Source organism: Nonomuraea sp. LP-02 (assembly GCF_036289125.1).
GTDB classification, from domain to species: domain Bacteria; phylum Actinomycetota; class Actinomycetes; order Streptosporangiales; family Streptosporangiaceae; genus Nonomuraea; species Nonomuraea bangladeshensis.
Genome location: NZ_JAXCLK010000001.1, coordinates 5,922,967 through 5,944,624 on the forward strand (window position 1 = coordinate 5,922,967; position 21,658 = coordinate 5,944,624).

Here is a 21,658-nt window from a genome sequence, read left to right on the forward strand (position 1 = left end):
GCACGTATATTGGTGGACCGGCGACAACGGGCCGCTCAGAGCGGCATCTGGCTGCACACCCCTGAAACGCAGAAGAGGCCCCGTAGGGCCTCTGACCTGCTGTTACTGCTGGTGGCAGGTGCAAGGTTCGAACTTGCGTAGGCTGAGCCGACGGTTTTACAGACCGCTCCCTTTGGCCACTCGGGCAACCTGCCTTGTCTTCCGCTCTCGCGGCGACACACAGAAGAATAGCGGACTTCGGAGGTGCACGTGACACCGGTTTGTCCTGGGGCGGGTTCTCGCGGCGGGTTGCGCGGACGGGGTGGTGGGGCGGGGGCGGTGGACTGCATGGGGCGGCGATGCTGGCTAGGCTCGTTCGCTGGGTCCGCGTGTACGGGCGTGTCCAGGCTCGGGTGCATCATGCGCGTCAGTGTGCCGGGCACAGGGGTACGTCCGGGTGGTCGGATCCTTAGAGGACTTCGCAGCTGAGAGGGTGGGTGTTGTGGCTGATTCGTCGTTCGACATCGTCAGCAAGATCGACCGGCAGGAGGTCGACAACGCGCTGAACCAGACGGTCAAGGAGATCGGGCACCGGTTCGACTTCAAGGGCACCGGGGCGAGCATCAGTTGGTCCGGGCAGAACAACATCGAGATCAAGGCGAACAGTGAGGAGCGGGCCAACGCGGCGCTGGACGTCTTCAAGGAGAAGGTGGTCAAGCGAGGGCTCTCGCTGAAGATCATCGATGCTGGGGAGCCGAAGCTGTCCGGCAAGGAGTACCGGATGGTGATCGCGCTCAAGGAGGGCATCGATCAGGAGAACGCGAAGAAGATCTCCAAGCTGATCCGGGATGAGGGGCCCAAGGGGATCAAGGCCCAGATTCAGGGTGAGGAGCTGCGGGTCAGTTCGAAGAAGAAAGATGATCTGCAGGATGTCATCACTCTGCTCAAGGGTAAGGATCTGGACATCGCTTTGCAGTTCGTGAACTACCGGTAGTTCCGCGGCGCGGTGAGGGTGGCCGGTTGGGCAGGACGGCGTGCGGTCGTGGGGGTCGTGGGGGTCGTGGGTCATGGAGTTCAACGGTCATGATCTGATCGGCAGTCCCCGGCCAGCACTCAGCGGCCGGCGGTTCTGGACCGGCGGTGAAAGCATCCAGAGGGTCGGAGTGGGCATGTGGTCCGGGCGGCTGCGTGCCCTCCCACCCCAGCCCACACGCCCACGCCCACGCCCACGCCAAGGTCCACGGTCCCCCACGGCCCGCCCTATGTCGCCGTAAGCTCCAGAATGTGACGAAGATCCCCCTGCGCCGCTTCACGGCACGTGCCCTCCCCTTCGACGAGCAGGACCGGGTGCTCCTGCTGTACGGGTTCGACCCGGAACGCCCCGACGAACCGTTCTGGTTCACCGTCGGCGGGGCCGTGGAGGACGGCGAGTCGGAGGTCGGGGCGGCGGTGCGGGAGTTGTTCGAGGAGGTCGGGATGCGGGCGGACGTCGGCGACCTCCGCGGCCCGTACGGCACCATCACCATCACCTTCGACTGGGGCGGGTACACCATCACCCAGGACCAGACCTTCTACGCGTTCCGGGTGGCCGAGGCGGCGTCCGCCGTGTCGTTCGAGCACATGGAGCAGATCGAGAAGGACACCACGACCGCCTACCGGTGGTGGAGCCTGGCGGAGCTGGAGAGCACCGAGGAGAAGTACTTCCCGGAGGACCTGGCGGACATCGTACGAAAGATCATTGCGGCCGGAGAACTCGGGTAGCGCCGGCGATCAGCGCGGTGGCGAGGATCCAGCCGGCGACGATCAGCGTGTACGCCAGCCACTGCGTCCACCCCATCGGGTCGAACGCCTCGCGCTGCCCGAAGGCGGGCAGCGGCAGGAGCAGGTCGAAGGCGTACGCGAACGCGTTGAAATGAGGGCTCTCGTCGGGCTTGAGGGGCCGGGGCGGTTGTACGGCGAAGACCGCCGTGCCGATCGCCAGCAGCAGCGTGAACCACATGCCGGCCAGCCAGGGCCGGTAGCCGTAGCCGACGGCGGCGTCGAGCAGCCGGCCCCAGATCCGGCCGCCCAGGCCCTGGGTCCGGCGGCGGGCGCGGAGCTTGGCGAGCTGGGCGCGGCGGGCGAGTGCGTCGTTGCCGTCCTTGAGGTACCAGGCGGCGAGCTGCTCGTACGGCTGCGGCCGGAAGCCCTCGGGGTCCCTGGTGACCCATTCGATCCTGCGCGTCACGCCGGAGCCGCGCAGGCGTTCGTAGGTGAGGCCGTTGAGGCGGAGCTTGGCGGGCCAGGTGTCGGGGTCGTCGTGCAGGGTGCCGAGCTTGCTGTGCGCGAGGGTGACGACGCCGTCCACGGGCGCGGCGGGCATGAGGGACGCCTCGCGGATCTCCAGGTGGCTCATGTGGAGGGCGTAGCGGGTGTCGGGGCTGATCACGGTGCCGCGCAGGGCGAAGCGGCCGTTGATGCGGGCGCCGCGGAGGCGTACGCAGCCTTCTGCCCGGAATCCGTCGGTCAGGAGCATCACGTCCTCGACCACGACGTTGTCGGCGGTCAGGGCGTGCTTGCCCGGGTTGCGGAGGGTCGAGCCCTCCATGAAGCAGCCGCCGTTCAGCCGGGCGCCCACCAGGCTGACGCCGCCGGTGAAGTCGGAGTTGCGGAAGAACAGGCCGGCGTCGACGACGGCGGCGTTCGCGTAGAGGGCCCATTCGCCGTCGTCGCTGACGACCTTGGTGCCGGAGGCCCACAGGCCGCTCTCGAAGACGCCCCTGGTCACGCGTACGGTGCCGGTGATGTTCGAGCCGGACAGGCTGAGGTGGCCGGCGACGCGCAGGCCGCTCCCGCCCAGGCCGGGGAAGGTGCAGTCGGTCAGCCGGATGGAGCGGGTGGTGCTGCCCATGAGCTGGAGCGGCTGGTCCAGGTGACAGCCGCTGAGGACCAGTTCGTACGGGATCGTCCCGCCGAGCAGCGCGAGCTGGCCGGTGATGCGGGCCCCGCGCAGCCGGACCGCCGGAACTGCGCCGGCGCCCACCTCCCGGGCGCCGAGCAGCAGGGACGCGATGACCTTGGCCCGGATCGTCCGCTCGGGGCCCCAGGTGTCGCCGTCCTTGGGCGCGTTGCCGCCGGGGGCCGTGCCGGGCCTGCTCGGCGTCGCCGGGCCGAGGTCGACGAGCTCGCCGGTCGGGAACGCGTTCCACAGGCGCCGTTCGGCCTCGGTTAATCGCGGCATACGTCCCGTCATCGCCGGTATCCGGCCATGCGCTCCAACCGCGCGACCCGCTCCGACGTGGGCGGGTGCGTGGAGAACAGGCGGCCGATGCCGGAGCCGGCGAACGGGTTGGCGATCATCAGGTGGGAGGCGGAGGTCAGGCGGCTGTTCTCGGGGAGCGGCAGCCGGCGGGCGCCCAGCTCGATCTTGCGGAGGGCCGAGGCGAGGGCGAGCGGGTCGCCGGTGAGGCGGGCGCCCGATTCGTCCGCCTGGAACTCGCGGGTGCGGCTGATCGCCATTTGCACCATCCCGGCCGCGACCGGGCCGAGCACCATCATGAGCAGCGCGCCGAGGAAACCGGGGCCCTCGTCGTCGTCGGAGCCGCCGAAGAAGACCGCGATGTAGCTGAGCCAGGTGATCATGGTCGCCAGCGCGCCGGCCACGGACGAGAGGAGGATGTCGCGGTTGTACACGTGCGACAGCTCGTGCCCGATCACGCCGCGCAGCTCGGACTCGTCGAGAAGTTGCGTCAGCCCGTATGTGACGCAGACCGCCGCCTGCCGTGGGCTGCGCCCGGTCGCGAACGCGTTGGGCTGCACGGTCGGCGAGATGTACAGCCGCGGCATCGGCTGCCGGGCCTGCGTGCTCAGCTCGCGGACGATCCGGTAGAGGGTGGGGTGCTCGACCTCGCTGACGGGCCTGGCCCGCATGGCCGACAGCGCGATCCGGTCGGAGAAGAAGTAGGCGACGCCGTTGCCCACCAGGGCGAGAACGAACGCGATCTGGACACCGGCGCCACCGCCCAACCACGCGCCCACCAGCAGGATCAGCGCCGACATGCCGCCCAGCAGGACGGCTGTGCGCAGACCGTTGTGGTGCAAGGCTCCCCCTTCGTGCTCTGGGTTCACCACCTCCAACGAAGACGACCCGGCTCTTCGTTCCCCGGCGTGCTCAGCCGAGGGCGGAGCGCGACCCCGCGCGTCACAACCCGGCCAGGTCGAGGACGAGCTGCGGGGCGAGCGAGAACACGATCGCGACCGCCACCGCCAGGCCCGTCGCGGGCCAGAGCGCGGGAGCGGCACGCAGCGCGACAGGCGCCCGCGCATCCGGGGTGAACAGGCGGGCGGCCCACACCGCGTAGTAATAGAGCCCGATCACCGTGTTGACCGCCATGACCAGCGCCAGCCAGCCCAGCCCGCCCTCGACGATCGCCCGGAACACGAACACCTTGGCGAACAGCCCCGCGAGGCCCGGCGGCAGGCCCGCCAGGCAGACCAGGCAGAACGCGAGCGCGATGCCCGCCGCCGGGCTGCGGAAGGCGAGGCCGCGGTAGTCGTCGAGCTCGTTGCGCCCGGCGGTCCTCGCGACCAGCAGGACGACGGCGAAGGCGCCGAGGTTCATGGCCGCGTAGATGACGAGGTAGGCGACGGACGCGCCGACGGCCTCCCGCGCCCCGATGGCCCCGGTGACGGCGAGCGGGGCCAGGACGTAGCCGGACTGCGCGACGGAGGACCAGGCCAGCAGGCGTACGGCCGAGCGCTGGCGCAGGGCCAGCAGGTTGCCCGCCGTCATGGTCAGCGCCGAGAGGATCGCCACGACGGGGCCCCAGGTGCCGGCCTGCCCGGGGAGCGCCGTGGCGAGGACCAGGATGAGCCCGGCGAACCCGGCCGCCTTCGACACGGCCGACAGCAACGCGGCCACGGGGACCGGGGCGCCCTGGTAGACGTCGGCCGCCCAGGCGTGGAACGGCACCGCGGCGATCTTGAAGCCGAACCCGGCGACGACGAGCACGACCCCGACCGTGACGACCGGCGCCGCAGCCTGGGTTTGCGCGGCCAGGCCCGACAGGTGGACGGTGCCCGTCATCCCGTACAGGAGGGACACGCCGAACAACATCACCGCCGTGGACACCACGGACACGACGAACAGCTTCACCGCGGCCTCGGAGGCGCGGCCGTCGTAGCGTTTCAGCGCGGTGAGGGCGAAGACCGGCAGCGAGACGAGTTCGAGCGCGACCACGAGCATGACCAGGTCGCGGGAGGCGGGCAGGGTCACCGCGCCCACCAGGGTGCACAGCAGGAGGAAGTGCCACTCCCCTGCCGGGATGCCGCCGCCGGCCAGCTCCGTCATCGACATCAGCACGATCACCACGGCGGCGGCCAGCACGAGGCCCGCGAGGACGAGCGTGAAGCCGTCCACGACGTACGAGCACGGGGGCGGGCCTCCCGTCCTGGCCAGGGCGGGCGGGACGCAGAACGTGCCGAGGGTCCGGCCCGCCATCGCCTGCGCGACGACGAAGCCCAGGGACACCAGGACGCCGGCCAGCGTGACCAGGCCCAGCGCGGCCCGCGTACGGGGGCGGTGCGGCAGGAACGCGTCCAGCAGGAGCACCAGTGCGGCCGTGACGGCGAGCGCGAGCGGCGGCGCGATCGCGAAGTAGTCGATCTGCTGGCTCATGGCAGGGCTCCCAGCAGGGTCTGGACGGCCGGGGTGGTGAGGGTGAGCAGGAGGCCCGGCCAGAGCCCGAACAGCAGGATGAGGGCCACGAGCGGGGTCCAGGCGAGCAGCTCGTACGGCCGGACGTCACGGTGCGCGACGGTGGCGGTGAGCCGGGCGGCGGGGAGCGGCGGCGGCCGGCCGTGGGTGACGCGGGAGAGCATGACCAGGAAGTACGCGGCCGTCAGCACCGCGCCCAGCCCGCCGATCACCATGTACGTCAGGAACAGCCCGCGCGGCAGACCGTCCGCCGGCTGGAACGCGCCGAGCAGCGCCAGCATCTCCCCCCAGAACCCGGCCAGCCCCGGCAGCCCGAGCGAGGCGATCGCGGCGAACGTCAGCACCGAGCCCAGGCGCGGCAGCGTGACCAGCAGGCCGCCGCCGAGCGCCGTCATGTCGGCCGTGTGGTAGCGGTCCTTGATCGCGCCGGCCAGGAAGAACAGCAGGCCGGTGATCAGGCCGTGGGCGACGTTCGCGAAGAGTGCGCCGTTGATGCCGGTGGGCGTGAGGGTGGCGAAGCCCAGCAGGACGAAGCCCATGTGGCCGACCGAGGAGTAGGCGATCATGCGTTTGAGGTCGCGCTGGGCCAGGCAGGCGAGCGCGCCGTACACGATGCCGACCACGGCGAACGCGCCCAGCCACGGCGCGACGGCCAGCGCGCCTTCGGGCAGGACGGGGATGGCGATCCTGGCGAAGCCGTACGTGCCCATCTTGAGCAGCACGCCGGCCAGCAGCACCGAGCCCGTCGTGGGCGCCTCGGTGTGCGCGTCGGGCAGCCAGGTGTGCAGCGGCCACATGGGGGTCTTGACGGCCAGGCCGATCCCGATCGCCACGAACGCGAGGATCTGGACCGATCTGGCCATCCCGCTGCCGTGGGCCGCGGCCAGCGCCTCGATGTCGAGCGTCCCGGTCTGTGCCCATACCAGCAGCAGGCCGAGCAGCATCACGACCGAGCCGAGCAGGGTGTAGAGGATGAACTTGATCGACGCGGCCCGCCTGCCCTCGCCGCCCCAGATGCCGATCAGGAAGTACATCGGGACGAGCACGATCTCGAAGAAGACGAAGAAGAGGAGCAGGTCGAGGGCGAGGAATGTGCCGATCATGCCGACTTCGAGCACCAGCAGCGTGAACACCAGCGCGCGCGGCCGGGCGCTCAGGAACTCGCCGGCGCGGGCGCGCCCCCAGGAAAGGTAACCGAAGCACAGGAACGTCAGCAGCGCCGTCAGCGCGACCAGCGGCAACGAGATCCCGTCGATCCCCAGGTGGAGGCGGAGACCGAGGCCGGGGATCCACGGCACGTCCAGCTCGAACTGCGGGCTCGCCGGCCGCCCGTAGTCGAACATCGCCACCAGCAGCGCGGCCAGCGCCAGCGTCACACCCGACAGGACCAGCCCGTACGCGCGCAGCACCGGCCGGAGGACGTGCGGGAGTACGACGAGGCCGAGCGCCCCGAGCAGCGGCACGGCCAGCAGCGCGGGCGGCAGCCATCCCGTCCCGGTCACGTGAACACCACCGCCCCCACCGCGATCAGCAGGACACCCGCGAGCAGGCCGCTCACGTAGAGCTGGACGTTGCCGTTCTGGGCCAGGCGCAGCACGCCCGCCAGGCCGCGCGCCGTCCGGCCTGAGCCGCGCACCGCGCCGTCCACGACCGTGTCGTCCGTCCGCACCACCAGCCTGGCGAGGGCCAGGACCGGTCGGACGAACAGCGCGGCGTAGCCTCGGTCGACGTAGAACGCCTGCTCGCAGGGCCCCCGGAGCGGGCCGAGCAGGCGGGCCGGGTCGGCGAGCGGGTCCATGCGCCAGAACGCGTAGACCGCTCCGGCGCCGAGCAGCGCGAGCACCACGCCGACCACGGCCACGCCGACGTCCACGTGCAGCCCGCCGGCCAGGCCCAGCAGGAGGGCGGGCACGGCGAGGATGACGACGGGGACGAGCATCGTCCTCGGGGCCTCGGTGACGTCCACGACGTGGGCCGTGCCGGGCGGCGGCTCGGGCAGCGGCATCGGCACCGCCCTGGCCTGGCCGAAGAACGTGCGCAGCCAGGCCCTGGTCGCGTACGCGCCGGTGACGGCCACGGTGGCGAGCGCGCAGGCGTACAGCAGCAGGGCCGCGGCGTCGGTGAGCGTGCCGGTGGTCACGGCGTCGTCCATGGCGGCGAGGACCGCGTCCTTGCTGAAGAAGCCGCTGGCCGGCGGGATGCCCATGAGGGCGGCCAGGCCGATCGTCATCGTGGCGAACGTGACCGGCAGCTCGCGGCGCAGACCGCCCATCCGGGTCATGAGGTTGGAGCCGACGTGGTGGATCACCACGCCCGCGCAGAGGAACAGCAGCGCCTTGAACGCGCCGTGCGTCAGCAGATGGAAGATCGCCGCCGTGTCGGAGCCCGCCGCGAGGCCGCCCGCCATGTACGCGAGCTGGCTGATCGTGGAGTAGGCGAGCACGCGTTTCAGGTCGTCCTGGGCGAGGGCGGCGAGGGCCGCGCCCAGCATGCCGACGGCGGCCAGCACCGCCAGCACGTCCATCGTCGGCGGCGCGGCGAGGAAGGCGGGGAAGAGCCGCGCCACGATGAAGATGCCGGCGGCGACCATGGTGGCGGCGTGGATGAGGGCGCTGATCGGCGTCGGTCCTGCCATCGCGTCGGGGAGCCAGGTGTGCAGCGGGACCTGCGCGCTCTTGCCCGCCACTCCCGCCAGCAGGAGCAGCGTGGCGGTCACGAGCGTCGCCTGGGACATCTCCGGCACCTTCGCCAGGACGTCGGCGACGCGGAAACTGCCCGCGGCCGCGCCCAGCACGAAGATGCCGAACAGGAAGCCGACGTCGCCGAGCCGGGTCACGAGGAACGCCTTGACCGCGGCCCGCGAGTTGCCTCTGTCCTCCCACCAGTGACCGATGAGGAGGTAGGAGCAGAGGCCCATGATCTCCCAGCCGACGTACAGGACCAGGAGGTCGCCGGCGTAGACCACCAGGAGCATCGCGCTGGTGAACAGGCTGATGAACGCGCTGTAGGAGGGGTAGCGGGGATCGTCGGCGAGGTAGCCGACCGAGTAGACCTGGACGGCCAGGGCCACGAGGGTGACCAGGACGCCGAGGATGGCGGACAGGTTGTCGGCCTGGAGGGTCAGCGAGATCGGGATGCCGCCGGTGGTGATCGTGCCGTAGGTCTGACCGGTCGGCGTGCCCGCGCCCGCGCCCGGGTTGTTCAGGAACGCGAACCCTCGGTCCCAGGCGAGCCAGGCCGCCAGGACGGCGGAGACGGCAGTGGGGATGATCGCGATCCAGGCGGCCCGGATGTTGGCCCGCCTGTCGGCCGCTCTGGCACCGGCCTCCTGGGCGGCCTCCTCGGGGTCCGGCCACTCGTCGGACGCCCACGCGCCGGGTGAGTGCGGGTCTGGGTGTGCGTCCGCGAACCGCTCATCGGCGGGTTCGCCAACGGACCGCTCATCGGCGGACCCGCTCACGGACCACTCGTCGGCGGATCCGCTCACGGACCGCTCGTCGGGGGACCGCTCGTCGGGGGAGTCACCCGCGGACCGCCCTTCGGCGAATTCGTCCGCAGAGCGCCCTTCGGCGGATTCGTCCGCGGACCGCACGGACGGCGCTGACGGCATGGACGGAGCGAACCGCGCGGGCGGACGGCGATGCGGCCAGCGGCTGAGCAGCAATCCCGCGAAGGCGGCGACGAAGGGCAGCAGGACGGCCGACAGCGGGAACGTTGTCACAGCGTGCCCCTCTCTCGCCTGACCGCCTGCCCGCCCCCGCCGCCCCCTTCAGCCTGGGCTTCTCCTCCCGCCGCTCCCTGAGGCGCGGCGACGTGGACCGGCTGCGGCGCCTCTCGGGCTGTGCCGGTGAGGCCGTCCGCCTCTGGATCCTCTTGCTGCTGACCGGCGGCGTTCGCGGGCTCGGCCAGGTCGCGGAGGTGGTCGAGATCGACCGTACGGCGGTTGCGGTAGAGCGCCAGGACGATGGCCAGGCCCAGCCCGACCTCGGCCGCCGCGATGACGATGACGAAGAGAGTGAGAACCTGACCGCTGTGCAGGCGATCCGCCAGCCAGACGTCGAACGCGACCAGATTGAGGTTGACGGCATTGAGCATCAGCTCGACCGACATGAGCACGAGGATCGTGTTGCGGCGGGCCAGCACGCCGTAGACACCGATAGAGAACAACAGCGCGGAGACGACCGCCGGATAGACGATGTGCACTATTGGCCCCCGCTCGTCTGGTCGGATGGGCGGTCAGGGGGTGCGGGATCGCCTCGGACAGGCGGATCGGCCCCGCCGGTGACCGGGCCTGCCGGAGGCGCCGGGCCCGTCGGCGGCGATCCGCCCGGGATGTCGGTACGGGACAGGACGATCGCGCCGATCAACGCGGCGAGCAGGAGGACGGACAGCGCCTCGAACGGCAGCACCCACGTGGCGAAGATGCTCGCACCCAGCTCCTTCGCCGCACCGGCACCGGGTTCGAGCGGGGTGTACGCCGTACGGAAGCCGTCGATGACGACCGTGACCAGGATGGCCGCGGTGGCGAGCGCGACCACGGCCGCGACGATGCGGTTGCCGCTGTCGAGGTCGGCGGAGCGGCCGATCGGGGCGCGCGTGAGCATGATGCCGAACAGCAGCAGCACCACGATCGCGCCCACGTAGATGAGCACCTGCACCCAGGCCACGAACTCGGCCGTCAGCACGAGATAGCAGCCCGCCAGGGCGCCGAAGCAGACCACGAGCCAGAGGGCGGCATGGACCAGTTGCCTGGTCGTGACAACGAGCAGCGCCGATCCGACCGCTACCGCGCCCAGCAGCAAGAAGACGATTTCTTGCCCTGTGGGTGACAGGTAGGAGGGCACTGCCTCGGTCACGACTCCTCCTCAGGCTCCTTCGGCTCGTCAGGGCCGAGCCTGCCGGGTGGTCGGATGGACCGGGGGTCGGCCATCCGGCGCCGGCGAGGGCTCGGAGCAGCAGTCTGCTCCTGCGGATCGGGCTCCGATTGCGTCTCGCCCGAACCTGTGGACAACTCTTCTTCGGTCGGGCCGCCTGTGGATGACGGCTCGCCGGAGGGCTGGGACGCCCCCTGGGGCTCCTCGTCGCCGGCTGGGGGCGCGGGGGTGTCGCCTGCGGGGCGGGCTGGGAGGGCGCCGGGCGGGCGGATGCCACGCACGTTGGACATGGCGCGGCGAGGGCGTTGGGGCCTTTCCGAGGTGCCTGCCTCCGGCTCCTGGCCTTGGCCGCCGGGCTCGGCGTCCGAAGCCGGAGCGGCTGTGGGCGGCTGGGCAGCGGCGGGCGACTGCGGGCCTTCCACGCCTGCGGTGCCTGTGCCGCCGGTGCCCGTGCTGCCGGTGCTCGTGTCCGGCTGCTGGGGTGGGGCCGCGTCAGTACGGGGGCCGCCGGAGGGAGCTTGGGGAGTGGCGGCCGGCGGCGGCGTTGCGGGGCCGGTAACGGGCGTGCCGGTGGGTGCGGGCGCCTGCGCCGTCTTCGCGTCGCGCGTTCCTCGTTCGGGGCGGTCGGCAGGGGTGCCCGGGGTCGCTCGGCCGGCGGGGCGGCGGGGGGCGGCCGTGAGCTCCTTCGGGGGTTCGGCGCCCGGGTCGTGGGACGGCGGCGGCGGGACGGTCTGCGTCCAGGCGCTCAGCCGGTCCTTCTCGTGCAGGAGGTTGCGGATGTCGCCCTCGGCGTACTCGAACTCCGGGGACCAGAAGAGCGCGTCGAAGGGACAGACCTCGATGCAGATGCCGCAGTACATGCACAGGGCGAAGTCGATGGCGAACCGATCGAGGACGTTGCGCTGGCGCGGACGACCGCCTTCGGGAGCCGGGACGGTCTCTTTGTGGGAGTCGATGTAGATGCACCAGTCCGGACATTCCCGGGCGCACAGCATGCAAGAGGTGCAGTTCTCCTCAACCAGGGCGATAACGCCTCGGCTGCGGGGCGGGAGGGCGGGCTTGACCTCGGGGTATTGCTGCGTGACGGATTTGCGCAGCATGTGGCGAAGGGTGATGGACAGTCCCTTCACCAGTCCCACTCCCGGTATTCGCCCCATGTTCAACATCATGGCGCAAGTAGGCGCGCACGTGAATGAGCGGGGGTGTTGTCCCCAGGTTTTCCACAGCCATCCACAGAATGAGGGGTGGTTATCCACAAGCTGAGCGCATGCCCGGTATGAACCACGACGGGGCGATAGTCTTCCCGCCATGCAGCACAGCCAAGCAGTCCGTCCGAGCGGAGGGGCGTGGGCGGCCGCCGTCGTGTGGGCCTGCCTGCCTCTCTTGACGTGCGGGCTGGCGACCCCGTTCACCATCGGGTTCGCCGCGTACTGGCTGCGGAGTGCCCTCCAGGCCGTCGCCGCCTCGGTTTACCTCGTCTGCATCGGCTCCTTCGTGATCGGCGCGCTCTCTTACGACAACATCGAGGACATCCCGCAGCCGCTCGACTTCCTGGTGTCGGTGGGGCTGGTCGTGGCGTGGTTCGGCGGCGTCGTCCATTCGGCGGTGCTGGTGCCGAAGATGGTGCGGGCGCGGCTGCGTCCGCCGATGTATCCGCCCCTGCATCAGCGTCCGACGCAGGTGTCTCCCATGGGCGGTCAGCGGCACATGCCGGTGATGGGGGATCAACGGCGGGTTCAGGGCATGGGTGGCCAGCACGCGACGCCGCCGCCCGTGAACATTCAGCAGCGCAGCACCGAGCCCACCTACCAGCGCCGGCCCGGCGAGCCGGAGTGGATCGGGCACTACCGGGTTCTCAGGTCGCTCGGGCGGGGTGGGCAGGGGGCGGTCTATCTCGCGGCGGCCCCCAACGGGACGCGAGTCGCCGTCAAGGTGCTGCATGACCTTGTGGACGAGACGGCGCGGGCCAGGTTCGCGCGTGAGGTCGAGGCGGCGCGGCGGGTGGCGACGTTTTCCACAGCCCGGGTCCTGGACGTCGACATCAGCGGACGATTCCCGTACATCGTGAGCGAGTTCGTGGACGGGCCATCGCTGGAGCAACTGGTCAAGAAGCACGGGCCCCGGGACGAGGACGGGCTGACGCGGCTGGCGTTATCCACAGCCGGGGCGCTGGCGGCCATCCACAAGGCGGGCGTCGTCCACAGGGACTTCAAGCCGAGCAACGTGCTCATCGGGCCGGACGGGCCACGGGTGATCGACTTCGGGATCGCGCGCGGGCTCGACCAGGTGACGCTGACGGCCGGGAAAATGGTGGGGACACCGCCCTACATGTCGCCAGAGCAGCTCACGGGCGAGGCAGTGGGTCCGGCCTCGGACGTCTTCAGCTGGGCGGTGACGATGATGTTCGCGGCCACGGGGCGGCCGGCGTTCGGGGAGGACACGGTGCCGGCGGTGTTCAACCGGGTGCTCACTGTTCACCCGGATCTGTCGCCGCTGCCGCCGGGGTTGCGGGGAATTGTGGGGTCGTGCCTCAACAAGCGGCCGGACGAACGCCCGTCGGCTTCGGACGTGATGCTGGCCATCATCCACTGAAGCAGCCGCGTCAGGGAGTGGCGGATTTGGTGGACTTGGCGAGGGTTGTGTACTCGTCGTGCGTCAACCCGTGCACCGCCAGCGTCAGGTCGTTGCGCTTGGCGAAGCGGTCGAGGTCGGCCGCCGGCCACGGGCCGGGCAGGTGGTGGAGGGCCTTGCCGAGGCTGTCCAGGATGAACAGGCCGGTCAGGTCCTCGTGGCGGTAGAGGAGCAGGCCGGCGGCCAGGCCGGGCGCGCGGCCCCGGCGCAGGGTGGCGAGGGTCTGCTCGCCCCCGACGACCTCCAGGGTTCTGGGCTGCCGGCCCACCAGGTACGGCCCCGACGGCGGGCCGACGATCGAGCCCTGCCCCACCCGCCAGCGGTGCAGCCGCCCGGTGATGGGACGCATCACCAGGAGGAGCGGGCTGAAGAAGCCGAGGAACAGCCACTTCACCTCCAGCAGATCGACGAGGATCCGGCCCAGGGTGGCCACGCCGCGCCAGGCGAACCACATGCCGTTGACGGCCAGGATCGTCATCACGGCCAGGCCGGCCACGCCCGTGCCGGCGACCGCGACCTTGTGCACCGCCGTGAAGCGGCGGCGGGGCAGGCCGGATAAGCGCCGCCAGCAGGGGGCGCGGGCGGCGAGGTTCACGCCGATCCGGGCGGGGCTCTGGTAGCGGCTCTCCGACACCGGAATCCCGGCCTGTGCGGCGAGGTCCTTCACGCTGGGCATGTGCCAGCCGCCGGGCAGGTCGAGCAGGACGAGGCCGTCGGCGTCCAGGGCGGCGACGCCGTACAGCTCCTCGGAGGAACCGGGGCGTTCGTAGCGATAGAGGTAGAGGGCGGCGGGCTTGACCTCGACCGTCTCCCCGGACGTGCGGTCGGTGACGGTCAGGATGCCCGCGTCGGCGGTCATCGCGAGTTGAGGGCGCTTGCCCCCGGCTGTCGCGCCGGTCGCCGGGACGAGTTCGTGCACTTCGCCGCCACCCCCTGAGCCGGCACGACCCATCACCCCGTGAGCCGTGCACTTCAACGATTGCCGCGAGCGGCTTCACCGCCCCCGTTCCCCGCTCGTTCGTCCTCTTTCAGGATGGCACGTCGGGGCCGGTCCGCGGCGGGAGGATTTCAGAGCAGGACCTTCACCACTCCGGTCAGGGCGAGCTGTCCCAGCGCCAGCGGCACCAGCACCACCCACGCGAGCTTCTGCAGCTGGTCCTCGCGCAGCCGCGGATACGTCACCCGCAGCCAGATCACCACGAACGCCAGCGCGAACACCTTCAGCAGCGTCCACAGCCACCCCGGCAGGAACGGCCCGTGCCAGCCGCCCAGGAACAGCACGGCGGTCAGGAAGGACAGCACGACGATCCCGGCGTACTCGGCGAGCATGAACAGCGCGAAGCGCATGCCGGTGTACTCGGTCATCGGCCCCATGATGATCTCGGACTCGGCGATCGGCATGTCGAACGGCGGCCGTCGCAGCTCAGCCAGCCCGGCCACGAAGAACACCACGCCCCCGACCGCCTGCCACGGCAGCCACCACCACTGCCACGCCTCGACGATGCCGGGGATCGACAGCGTGCCGGCGGCCATCGCGACCGAGGAGGCCGCGAGGACCAGCGGCAGCTCGTACGACATGAGCTGGGCCGCCGCGCGCATGCCGCCGAGCACGGAGTACTTGTTCGCCGACGCCCAGCCCGCCATGATCGCGCCCAGCACGCCCACGCCCATGACCGCCAGCACGAAGAACAGCCCGAGGTCGAGGTCCACGGCCACGAAGTCGCGGTCGAAGGGGATGACGACGAGCACGACCAGGTATGGCACCAGCGCCACCCCCGGCGCGATCATGAAGATGCGGCGGTCGGCCGCGGCCGGGATGACGTCCTCCTTCTGGGCGAACTTCACCCCGTCGGCGATGAGCTGCGCCCAGCCGTGGAAGCCGCCCGCGTACATGGGGCCGAGGCGCGACTGCATGTGGGCCATGACCTTGTGCTCGGTCTGCCCGACGATCAGCGGCAGCACCAGGAACACGACGATGATGACGGCGAAGCTCAGCACCACGTGCAGCATCGGGCGGCTCCCAGCGGGGGTCAGGTGGGCGGCATGCCCCAATCGGCGGGTACACCCGGCGGCAGGGTCTTGCGGCGGCTCGGCGCTCCGTGGCCGGACTCCCCCGGCTCCTTCGCGCCGGGCCACGCCTTGGCGACGCGGGCGGCGAGGACGAAGTCCTTGCGCAGCGGATGGCCCTCGAAGCCGTCCGGCAGGAGCAACGGCACGAGGTTGGGGTGGCCCTCGAAGACGACGCCGAACATCTCGTACGTCTCGCGCTCGTGCCAGTCGGCCCCCCGGTAGACGCCGACGGCGCTCGGCAGGCGGGGGTCGGCGCGCGGGACGCCGGTGCGCAGCAGCAGGCGTTCGCGGTCGGCCGGGTTGTAGACGTGGGCGACGATCATGAAGGTGTCGGGCGGCTCGTCGACGCCGGTCAGCCAGTCGAAGAAGACGTGGCCGAGGTCGTCGCGGGCGAAGGTGAGCAGCTCGATCCAGTCGGCGGGCGCGACGTCGACGGTGGTCTCGCCGTAGGACTCGGTGATGAGCGCCCGGTCGCCGAAATGCCGGGCGAGAAGGCCGGTCACACCTCCTCCCCGTGCGACCTGGACCACACGTAGCGGTCGCTCAGTCGTTCGCCGGCGATCTTCTCCTGCAGCTTCATGATGCCGTGGAGCAGGGCCTCGGGGCGGGGCGGGCAGCCGGGGACGTAGACGTCGACGGGGATGATCTGGTCGACCCCGTTCGTCACGCAGTAGGAGTCCCAGTAGGGCCCGCCGGAGTTGGAGCAGGCGCCGAACGAGATGACGTATTTGGGGTCGGGCATCTGCTCGTAGAGGCGCTTGACGGCGGGCGCCATCTTGTCGGTGACCGTGCCCGAGACGATCATGAGGTCGGCCTGGCGCGGCCCGTTGGCGAACGGGATGACCCCGAACCTGATGAAGTCGTGCCGGCTCATGGAGGTCGCGATGAACTCGATGGCGCAGCAGGCCAGCCCGAAGTTGAACACCCACAGGGAGTAGCGGCGGCCCCAGTTGAGCACGAAGCGCATCGGCTTGGGCGCCAGCCGCGAGACCGGGCCCACGGTGGGCATCGGGAGATCCGTCGCTGCCATGTCAACCATTCTCGCGCTTATCGGGCGCGCCGCAAAGGCGACCCCGGGACTTCAGGTCCAGGTGAGCACACGTTTGCGCCAGGCATAGACGATGCCGAGCGCGATGAAGCCGAGGAAGACGAACATCTCGGCGAGCGTCGCCGGCCCGTAGCCGGGCGCGTCGAAGATCGTGGCCCAGGGGAAGAGGAAGACGGCGTCCACGGCGAAGACGACGTAGAGGTAGGTGAAGACGTAGTAGCGGACCTGCGACTGCGCCCAGCCCTCGCCGACGGGGTCGACCCCGCACTCGTACGTGGTCAGCTTGTCGGGCGTGGGACGGGTCGGGCGGAGCAGGCGGTTGGCCATGAGGGCCCCCGCCACGATGGCGACACCGATGGCGAACAGCGCGGCGACCAGCACGTACGACCCGAAATAGCCGTCCATGAGGCGATCGTAGCCCGGCGCGTCCACGGAACCCAGGGCCCGCGTCCGTCGAGGGGCGGCTAAACCCAAGACCCGTCAAAGTCCCCGCCACATCCCTACAAATCGTCACAAACAGCTTGATCAACACCATAATGTGACATTCATGCACAACAAGCGATTCGCCTTCGGAATCGCTCTGCTGGTCCTCTCCACCGGCGGGTGCGGCCTCGCCGCCGCCGCCGGCCCCGAGCGGAACGTCCTGGTCCCGGCAGAGCCGACGATGATCGACTTCGTCGACCCGGCGGCCGTCTCCGGCCTGTCCACCGAGACGGTCACCGAGGGCCACGCCTTCCACGGATCGCGGTACGTGCACATCACCTATCCCTCGCTGGCCGGCGCGCCCGCGCTCGCCACGGCGCTGCGCGAGCAGGCGCAGCGGCAGCTTCGCGACTTCCGTACGCGGACCGGCGACGAGATCTCCGCCTCGCGGCCCGAGCTGAACGTCGAATGGCAGCTCGCCGCCGCCTCCCCCGACGCGGTCGGGGTGCGGCTGCGTACCGGCGAGTTCACGGGCGCGCGCTGGGAGAACTCCACCCGCACGCTCTGGTACGACCCCCGCTCAGGCAGGACCACCGGCTCCACCGGCCTGCTCGCCGGCGACGACGCCAGGCGGCGGCTGGCGACGCTGGTCAAGGAGCAGCTCAAGGACCGCGGCGCGCAGGTCGAGCGGGACGCCGTCACGGCCGACGGCGACCAGTTCGACTCGATGGCCTTCAACCGCGCCGGTGACCTGGTGGTCGAGTTCGACGACTGCCAGCTCACGCCGTGCCGGCTCGGGCGGCTCGCGGTGGCCGTGCCCGCGGGGCGGGCGGCCCCGCTGCTGTCGGAGCTCGGCCACCGGGCCCAGCAGGCCACCCTCGACGGCACCGCCCACAGCGGCCGCGCCACCAGCGCCGCACCACGATCCGCCGACACACCCGGTGACAGGCAGGACAGCCCGCAAAACGACACGCCCGGCACCTCGCAGAACGACACGCCCAGCGACACACCGGGCACCTCGCAGAACGACACGCCCGGCGGTATTCAGAACGACACGCCCGACGACACCCCCGAGAGCCCGCAGAACGACACGCCCGGCGGTCCGTTCGCCGCGCCGCCGCGTTCCCCCGCCGCCGTCAGCAACCGCGCCGGCACCGTGAACTGCGCCGCGACCAAGTGCGTGGCCCTGACCTTCGACGACGGCCCCGGCCCCCACACCGCCGAGCTCCTCGACATCCTGAAGCGCGAGAACGCCCGCGCGACCTTCTTCGTCGTCGGCGCCAACGCGGCCGCCCAGCCGGAGCTGCTGCGCCGCATGAGCGACGAGGGCCACCTCGTCGGCAACCACAGCTGGTCGCACACGGACCTGTCGAAGCCGGGCACCGCCAAGATCGCCGACTCGCTGGAGCGCACCCGCGACGCGGTGGCCGCGGTCATCGGCCAGGCCCCGACGCTGGTCCGGCCGCCGTACGGGGCCGTGAGCGGGATGCTGCGCAACGTGGCGAGGGATCAGGGCTTCCCGCTGGTGACCTGGGACGTCGACGCCTTCGACCAGCAGGGCGGCGCGACACAGGACATCGTGGACAGAAGCGTGCGCGGCGCGCATCCGGGTGCGATCATCTTGTTGCACGACATCCACCGGGACTCCGTGGCCGCGGTCCCGGAAATCCTCAAGCGGTTGCGCGGGAAGGGTTACACCTTCGTCACCGTTCCAGAGTTGTACGGACCGGCCGGCATGCAGGCCGGCCGCCTGTACAGGTCAGGGAGTGAGCCGTCCCGCAAGCAGCCCCTGACGTAGCCCACGGGTCGGAGGGACGTATAGTTGGCGCTCGTGACCCGTACTGTCCTGTTCGCCCGCCTGCATGTTGACCTCTGCAGGCTCGCGTCCGGGCTGTGTCGTCGTCGTTCTCCGATCTCACCCTGACTTCCCACCGCGTTTACCCGCGTTCGGCGGCTTGCAAACGCGTGACCCTTCCGAGGATCTAGCATGGAAACAGAGAACGCGCCCAATGCAACCGCGCCCCGGCGCGTCGAGGAGGACTGAGCGGCTGTGGCAAAGCAGGTCCAGCAACTCGACCGCGTGATCATCCGGTTCGCCGGCGACTCCGGCGACGGCATGCAGCTCACCGGCGACCGATTCACGGCGGGCACGGCGGAGTTCGGCAACGACTTGTCGACGCTGCCCAACTTCCCGGCCGAGATCCGCGCCCCTCAGGGCACCCTTCCCGGCGTGTCGAGCTTCCAGCTCCACTTCGCCGACCACGACATCCTCACGCCGGGCGACGCGCCCAACGTGCTGGTCGCGATGAACCCGGCGGCGCTCAAGGCCAACCTCGGCGACCTGCCCAGGGGCAGCGACATCATCGCCAACACCGACGAGTTCACCAAGCGCAACCTCCAGAAGGTCGGCTACGCCACCAACCCGCTGGAGGACGACTCGCTGGCCGAGTGGCGGGTGCACGCGGTCCCGCTGACCTCGCTCACGGTCAAGGCGCTCGAAGGCTTCGACCTGTCCAAGAAGGACGCCGAGCGCTCCAAGAACATGTTCGCCCTCGGCCTGCTGAGCTGGCTCTACCACCGGCCGACCGAGCACACGATCAAGTTCCTGGAGAACAAGTTCGCCAAGAAGCCCGAGATCGCCAAGGCCAACATCGCGGCCTTCCAGGCGGGCTGGAACTACGGCGAGACCACCGAGTCGTTCTCGGTCTCCTACGAGGTCAAGCCGGCCCGCCTCGCGCCCGGCGTCTACCGCAACATCTCCGGCAACCAGGCCCTCGCCTACGGCCTGATCGCCGCGAGCGTGCAGGCGAAGCTGCCGCTGTTCCTGGGCTCCTACCCGATCACGCCGGCCTCCGACATCCTGCACGAGCTGTCCAAGCACAAGCGGTTCGGCATCCGCACCTTCCAGGCGGAGGACGAGATCGCCGGCGTCGGCGCGGCGCTCGGGGCCGCGTTCGGCGGCGCGCTCGGCGTGACCACCACCTCCGGCCCCGGTGTGGCGCTGAAGGCCGAGACGGTCGGCCTCGCGGTCACCACCGAGCTGCCGCTGATCATCGTGGACGTGCAGCGGGCCGGGCCGAGCACCGGCATGCCGACCAAGACCGAGCAGACCGACCTGCTGATGGCGTTGTTCGGCCGCAACGGCGAGTCCCCGGTGCCGGTCGTGGCGCCGATGTCGCCGAGTGACTGCTTCGACGCCGCCATCGAGGCGGCCAGGATCGCGGTGAAGTACCGCACCCCGGTCATGCTGCTCTCCGACGGCTACCTCGCCAACGGCTCCGAGCCGTGGCGGCTGCCGGAGGTGTCCGACCTGCCGGACATCTCGCAGGAGTTCACCACCGCCCCCAACGGCGAGGACGGCACGTTCCTGCCGTTCAAGCGGGACACCGAGACCCTCGCCCGGCCGTGGGCGATCCCCGGCACCGCCGGGCTGGAGCACCGGATCGGCGGCATCGAGAAGGCCGACGGCACCGGCAACATCTCCTACGACCCCGACAACCACGACCTGATGGTCCGCACCCGGGCCGCCAAGATCGCCGGCATCGACGTCCCCGACCTGGTCGTGGACGACCCCGACGGCGACGCGAAGGTGCTGGTCGTCGGGTGGGGCTCGACCTACGGGCCGATCGCCGCGGCCGCGCGCCGCATCAGGGCGGGCGGCGGCAAGGTCGCCCAGGTCCATCTGCGCCACCTCAACCCCCTGCCGGCCAACACCGGCGAGGTGCTCAAGCGCTACGACAAGGTGCTGCTGCCCGAGATCAACCTGGGCCAGCTCGCGCTGCTGCTGCGCGCGCGCTACCTCGTCGACGTCATCAGCTACAACCGTGTGCGCGGGCTCCCGTTCAAGGCCGAGGAGCTGGCCGGAGTCATCCAGGACGTGATCGACAGTGACTGAGCTCGTCAACGGCAGGGGCCTCAGCCTGGTCCCGAAGACCGACGTCAAGCAGGGCCTGAAGGACTTCAAGTCCGACCAGGAAGTGCGCTGGTGCCCCGGCTGCGGCGACTACGCGATCCTCGCCGCCGTCCAGTCCTTCCTGCCCGAGCTCGGGCTCAAGCGGGAGAACATCGCCTTCATCTCCGGCATCGGCTGCTCCTCCCGCTTCCCCTACTACCTCAACACCTACGGCTTCCACTCGATCCACGGCCGTGCCCCCGCCATCGCCACGGGTCTGGCGGCCTCCCGCCCCGACCTCAGCGTCTGGGTCGTCACCGGCGACGGCGACGCCCTGTCCATCGGCGGCAACCACCTCATCCACGCGCTGCGCCGCAACGTCAACCTCAACATCCTGCTGTTCAACAACCGGATCTACGGGCTGACCAAGGGCCAGTACTCCCCCACGAGCGAAGTCGGCAAGATCACCAAGTCGACGCCGATGGGCTCGCTCGACAAGCCGTTCAACCCGATCTCGCTGGCCATCGGCGCCGAGGCCTCCTTCGTCGCCCGGACCATCGACTCCGACCGCAAGCACCTGCAGTCGGTCCTGCGGGAGGCCACCGCCCACCGCGGCACCTCCCTGGTCGAGATCTACCAGAACTGCAACATCTTCAACGACAACGCCTTCGAGCCGCTCAAGGACCCGGGCCTGCGCGACGACATCACGCTGCGCCTGGAGCACGGGCAGCCGATCGCCAGCGCCACCAAGGCCGTGGTCCGCGGCGCCAACGGCGGCATCGAGGTCGTGCCCCGCGCGAGCGTGACCGAGGACCAGATCCTCGTGCACGACGTGCACAACCCCGACCCCAGCCTCGCCTTCGCCCTGTCCCGCCTGGACGAGCCCGCCTTCGAGCACGTCCCGATCGGCATCTTCCGCAGCGTCGACCGGCCCTCCTACGAGATGCTGATGGCCGAGCAGCTCGACGAGGCGGCCGAGCGGCAGGGCCCCGGCGACCTGAGCGAGCTGCTGCTGGGCGGCGACACCTGGCGCATCAACTAGCCGC

General features: G+C 70.6%; 20 protein-coding genes and 1 tRNA gene. 7 read left to right on the forward strand and 14 right to left on the reverse strand.

Annotated features, from left to right (window positions below; translation table 11 throughout):
* Positions 1-109: 109 nt before the first annotated feature.
* A tRNA-Tyr gene (locus tag SMD20_RS27760) sits at positions 110-194 on the reverse strand.
* Positions 195-472: 278 nt separating this feature from the next.
* On the opposite strand from SMD20_RS27760, the gene SMD20_RS27765 reads away from it, so the two are divergent.
* On the forward strand, positions 473-973 hold the full coding sequence (locus SMD20_RS27765; RefSeq protein WP_329586592.1) for a YajQ family cyclic di-GMP-binding protein: 501 nt from the start codon (positions 473-475) through the stop codon (positions 971-973).
* Between the two features lie 290 nt (positions 974-1,263).
* Positions 1,264-1,740: an NUDIX hydrolase gene (locus tag SMD20_RS27770; protein WP_329586594.1), complete on the forward strand. Its 477-nt coding sequence runs from the start codon at positions 1,264-1,266 to the stop codon at positions 1,738-1,740.
* Here SMD20_RS27770 and SMD20_RS27775 read toward each other — a convergent pair.
* The 8 genes from SMD20_RS27775 to SMD20_RS27810 all read right to left on the reverse strand — a co-directional run bounded on the left by SMD20_RS27775 (position 1,715) and on the right by SMD20_RS27810 (position 11,648).
* Entirely contained in the window at positions 1,715-3,199 is a 1,485-nt protein-coding gene (locus SMD20_RS27775) for a hypothetical protein (protein ID WP_329586597.1), read from the reverse strand. The two genes, SMD20_RS27770 and SMD20_RS27775, sit on opposite strands and share 26 nt — an antisense overlap.
* An 8-nt stretch (positions 3,200-3,207) precedes the next feature.
* On the reverse strand, positions 3,208-4,059 hold the full coding sequence (gene htpX / locus SMD20_RS27780; protein WP_329586600.1) for a zinc metalloprotease HtpX: 852 nt from the start codon (positions 4,057-4,059) through the stop codon (positions 3,208-3,210).
* A gap of 100 nt (positions 4,060-4,159) precedes the next feature.
* Complete coding sequence (locus SMD20_RS27785) at positions 4,160-5,635, reverse strand: NADH-quinone oxidoreductase subunit N (RefSeq protein WP_329586603.1); 1,476 nt, start codon at positions 5,633-5,635, stop codon at positions 4,160-4,162.
* Positions 5,632-7,176: a complex I subunit 4 family protein gene (locus tag SMD20_RS27790; RefSeq protein WP_329586606.1), complete on the reverse strand. Its 1,545-nt coding sequence runs from the start codon at positions 7,174-7,176 to the stop codon at positions 5,632-5,634. The genes SMD20_RS27785 and SMD20_RS27790 overlap by 4 nt, the downstream gene beginning before the upstream one ends.
* Positions 7,173-9,395 carry an NADH-quinone oxidoreductase subunit 5 family protein gene (locus SMD20_RS27795; protein WP_329586608.1) on the reverse strand — a complete coding sequence of 741 codons (2,223 nt, stop codon included), beginning with the start codon at positions 9,393-9,395 and terminating at the stop codon, positions 7,173-7,175. Before SMD20_RS27795 ends, SMD20_RS27790 begins: the two co-directional genes overlap by 4 nt.
* Entirely contained in the window at positions 9,392-9,877 is a 486-nt protein-coding gene (gene nuoK / locus SMD20_RS48405) for an NADH-quinone oxidoreductase subunit NuoK (RefSeq protein ID WP_442942507.1), read from the reverse strand. The genes SMD20_RS27795 and nuoK overlap by 4 nt, the downstream gene beginning before the upstream one ends.
* Complete coding sequence (locus SMD20_RS27805; RefSeq protein ID WP_329586610.1) at positions 9,877-10,530, reverse strand: NADH-quinone oxidoreductase subunit J family protein; 654 nt, start codon at positions 10,528-10,530, stop codon at positions 9,877-9,879. The genes nuoK and SMD20_RS27805 overlap by 1 nt, the downstream gene beginning before the upstream one ends.
* Positions 10,527-11,648 (reverse strand): 4Fe-4S binding protein, encoded by a 1,122-nt coding sequence (locus SMD20_RS27810; RefSeq protein WP_329586613.1) that lies wholly within the window; start codon positions 11,646-11,648, stop codon positions 10,527-10,529. The genes SMD20_RS27805 and SMD20_RS27810 overlap by 4 nt, the downstream gene beginning before the upstream one ends.
* A gap of 394 nt (positions 11,649-12,042) precedes the next feature.
* On the opposite strand from SMD20_RS27810, the gene SMD20_RS27815 reads away from it, so the two are divergent.
* Positions 12,043-13,140, forward strand: coding sequence for a serine/threonine-protein kinase (locus SMD20_RS27815; RefSeq protein ID WP_329586616.1), 1,098 nt, complete (start codon positions 12,043-12,045; stop codon positions 13,138-13,140).
* Between the two features lie 10 nt (positions 13,141-13,150).
* Here the strand turns inward: SMD20_RS27815 and SMD20_RS27820 are convergent, their stop codons facing one another.
* The 5 genes from SMD20_RS27820 to SMD20_RS27840 all read right to left on the reverse strand — a co-directional run bounded on the left by SMD20_RS27820 (position 13,151) and on the right by SMD20_RS27840 (position 16,702).
* Positions 13,151-14,098 carry a hypothetical protein gene (locus SMD20_RS27820; RefSeq protein WP_329586619.1) on the reverse strand — a complete coding sequence of 316 codons (948 nt, stop codon included), beginning with the start codon at positions 14,096-14,098 and terminating at the stop codon, positions 13,151-13,153.
* A gap of 149 nt (positions 14,099-14,247) precedes the next feature.
* On the reverse strand, positions 14,248-15,189 hold the full coding sequence (nuoH, locus tag SMD20_RS27825) for an NADH-quinone oxidoreductase subunit NuoH (RefSeq protein ID WP_329586622.1): 942 nt from the start codon (positions 15,187-15,189) through the stop codon (positions 14,248-14,250).
* Between the two features lie 20 nt (positions 15,190-15,209).
* Positions 15,210-15,752 carry an NADH-quinone oxidoreductase subunit C gene (locus SMD20_RS27830; protein ID WP_329586625.1) on the reverse strand — a complete coding sequence of 181 codons (543 nt, stop codon included), beginning with the start codon at positions 15,750-15,752 and terminating at the stop codon, positions 15,210-15,212.
* On the reverse strand, positions 15,749-16,279 hold the full coding sequence (locus tag SMD20_RS27835; RefSeq protein WP_329586628.1) for an NADH-quinone oxidoreductase subunit B: 531 nt from the start codon (positions 16,277-16,279) through the stop codon (positions 15,749-15,751). Before SMD20_RS27835 ends, SMD20_RS27830 begins: the two co-directional genes overlap by 4 nt.
* A gap of 51 nt (positions 16,280-16,330) precedes the next feature.
* On the reverse strand, positions 16,331-16,702 hold the full coding sequence (locus SMD20_RS27840) for an NADH-quinone oxidoreductase subunit A (protein ID WP_329586630.1): 372 nt from the start codon (positions 16,700-16,702) through the stop codon (positions 16,331-16,333).
* A 142-nt stretch (positions 16,703-16,844) separates the two neighbouring features.
* On the opposite strand from SMD20_RS27840, the gene SMD20_RS27845 reads away from it, so the two are divergent.
* From SMD20_RS27845 to SMD20_RS27855, 4 genes are all read left to right on the forward strand, one after another.
* Positions 16,845-18,518: a polysaccharide deacetylase family protein gene (locus SMD20_RS27845; RefSeq protein ID WP_329586633.1), complete on the forward strand. Its 1,674-nt coding sequence runs from the start codon at positions 16,845-16,847 to the stop codon at positions 18,516-18,518.
* A 33-nt stretch (positions 18,519-18,551) separates the two neighbouring features.
* Positions 18,552-18,644 (forward strand): putative leader peptide, encoded by a 93-nt coding sequence (locus SMD20_RS48410; protein ID WP_350778063.1) that lies wholly within the window; start codon positions 18,552-18,554, stop codon positions 18,642-18,644.
* Between the two features lie 126 nt (positions 18,645-18,770).
* Positions 18,771-20,615, forward strand: coding sequence for a 2-oxoacid:acceptor oxidoreductase subunit alpha (locus SMD20_RS27850; RefSeq protein ID WP_329586636.1), 1,845 nt, complete (start codon positions 18,771-18,773; stop codon positions 20,613-20,615).
* On the forward strand, positions 20,608-21,654 hold the full coding sequence (locus SMD20_RS27855) for a 2-oxoacid:ferredoxin oxidoreductase subunit beta (RefSeq protein WP_329586639.1): 1,047 nt from the start codon (positions 20,608-20,610) through the stop codon (positions 21,652-21,654). The genes SMD20_RS27850 and SMD20_RS27855 overlap by 8 nt, the downstream gene beginning before the upstream one ends.
* Positions 21,655-21,658 lie beyond the last annotated feature (4 nt).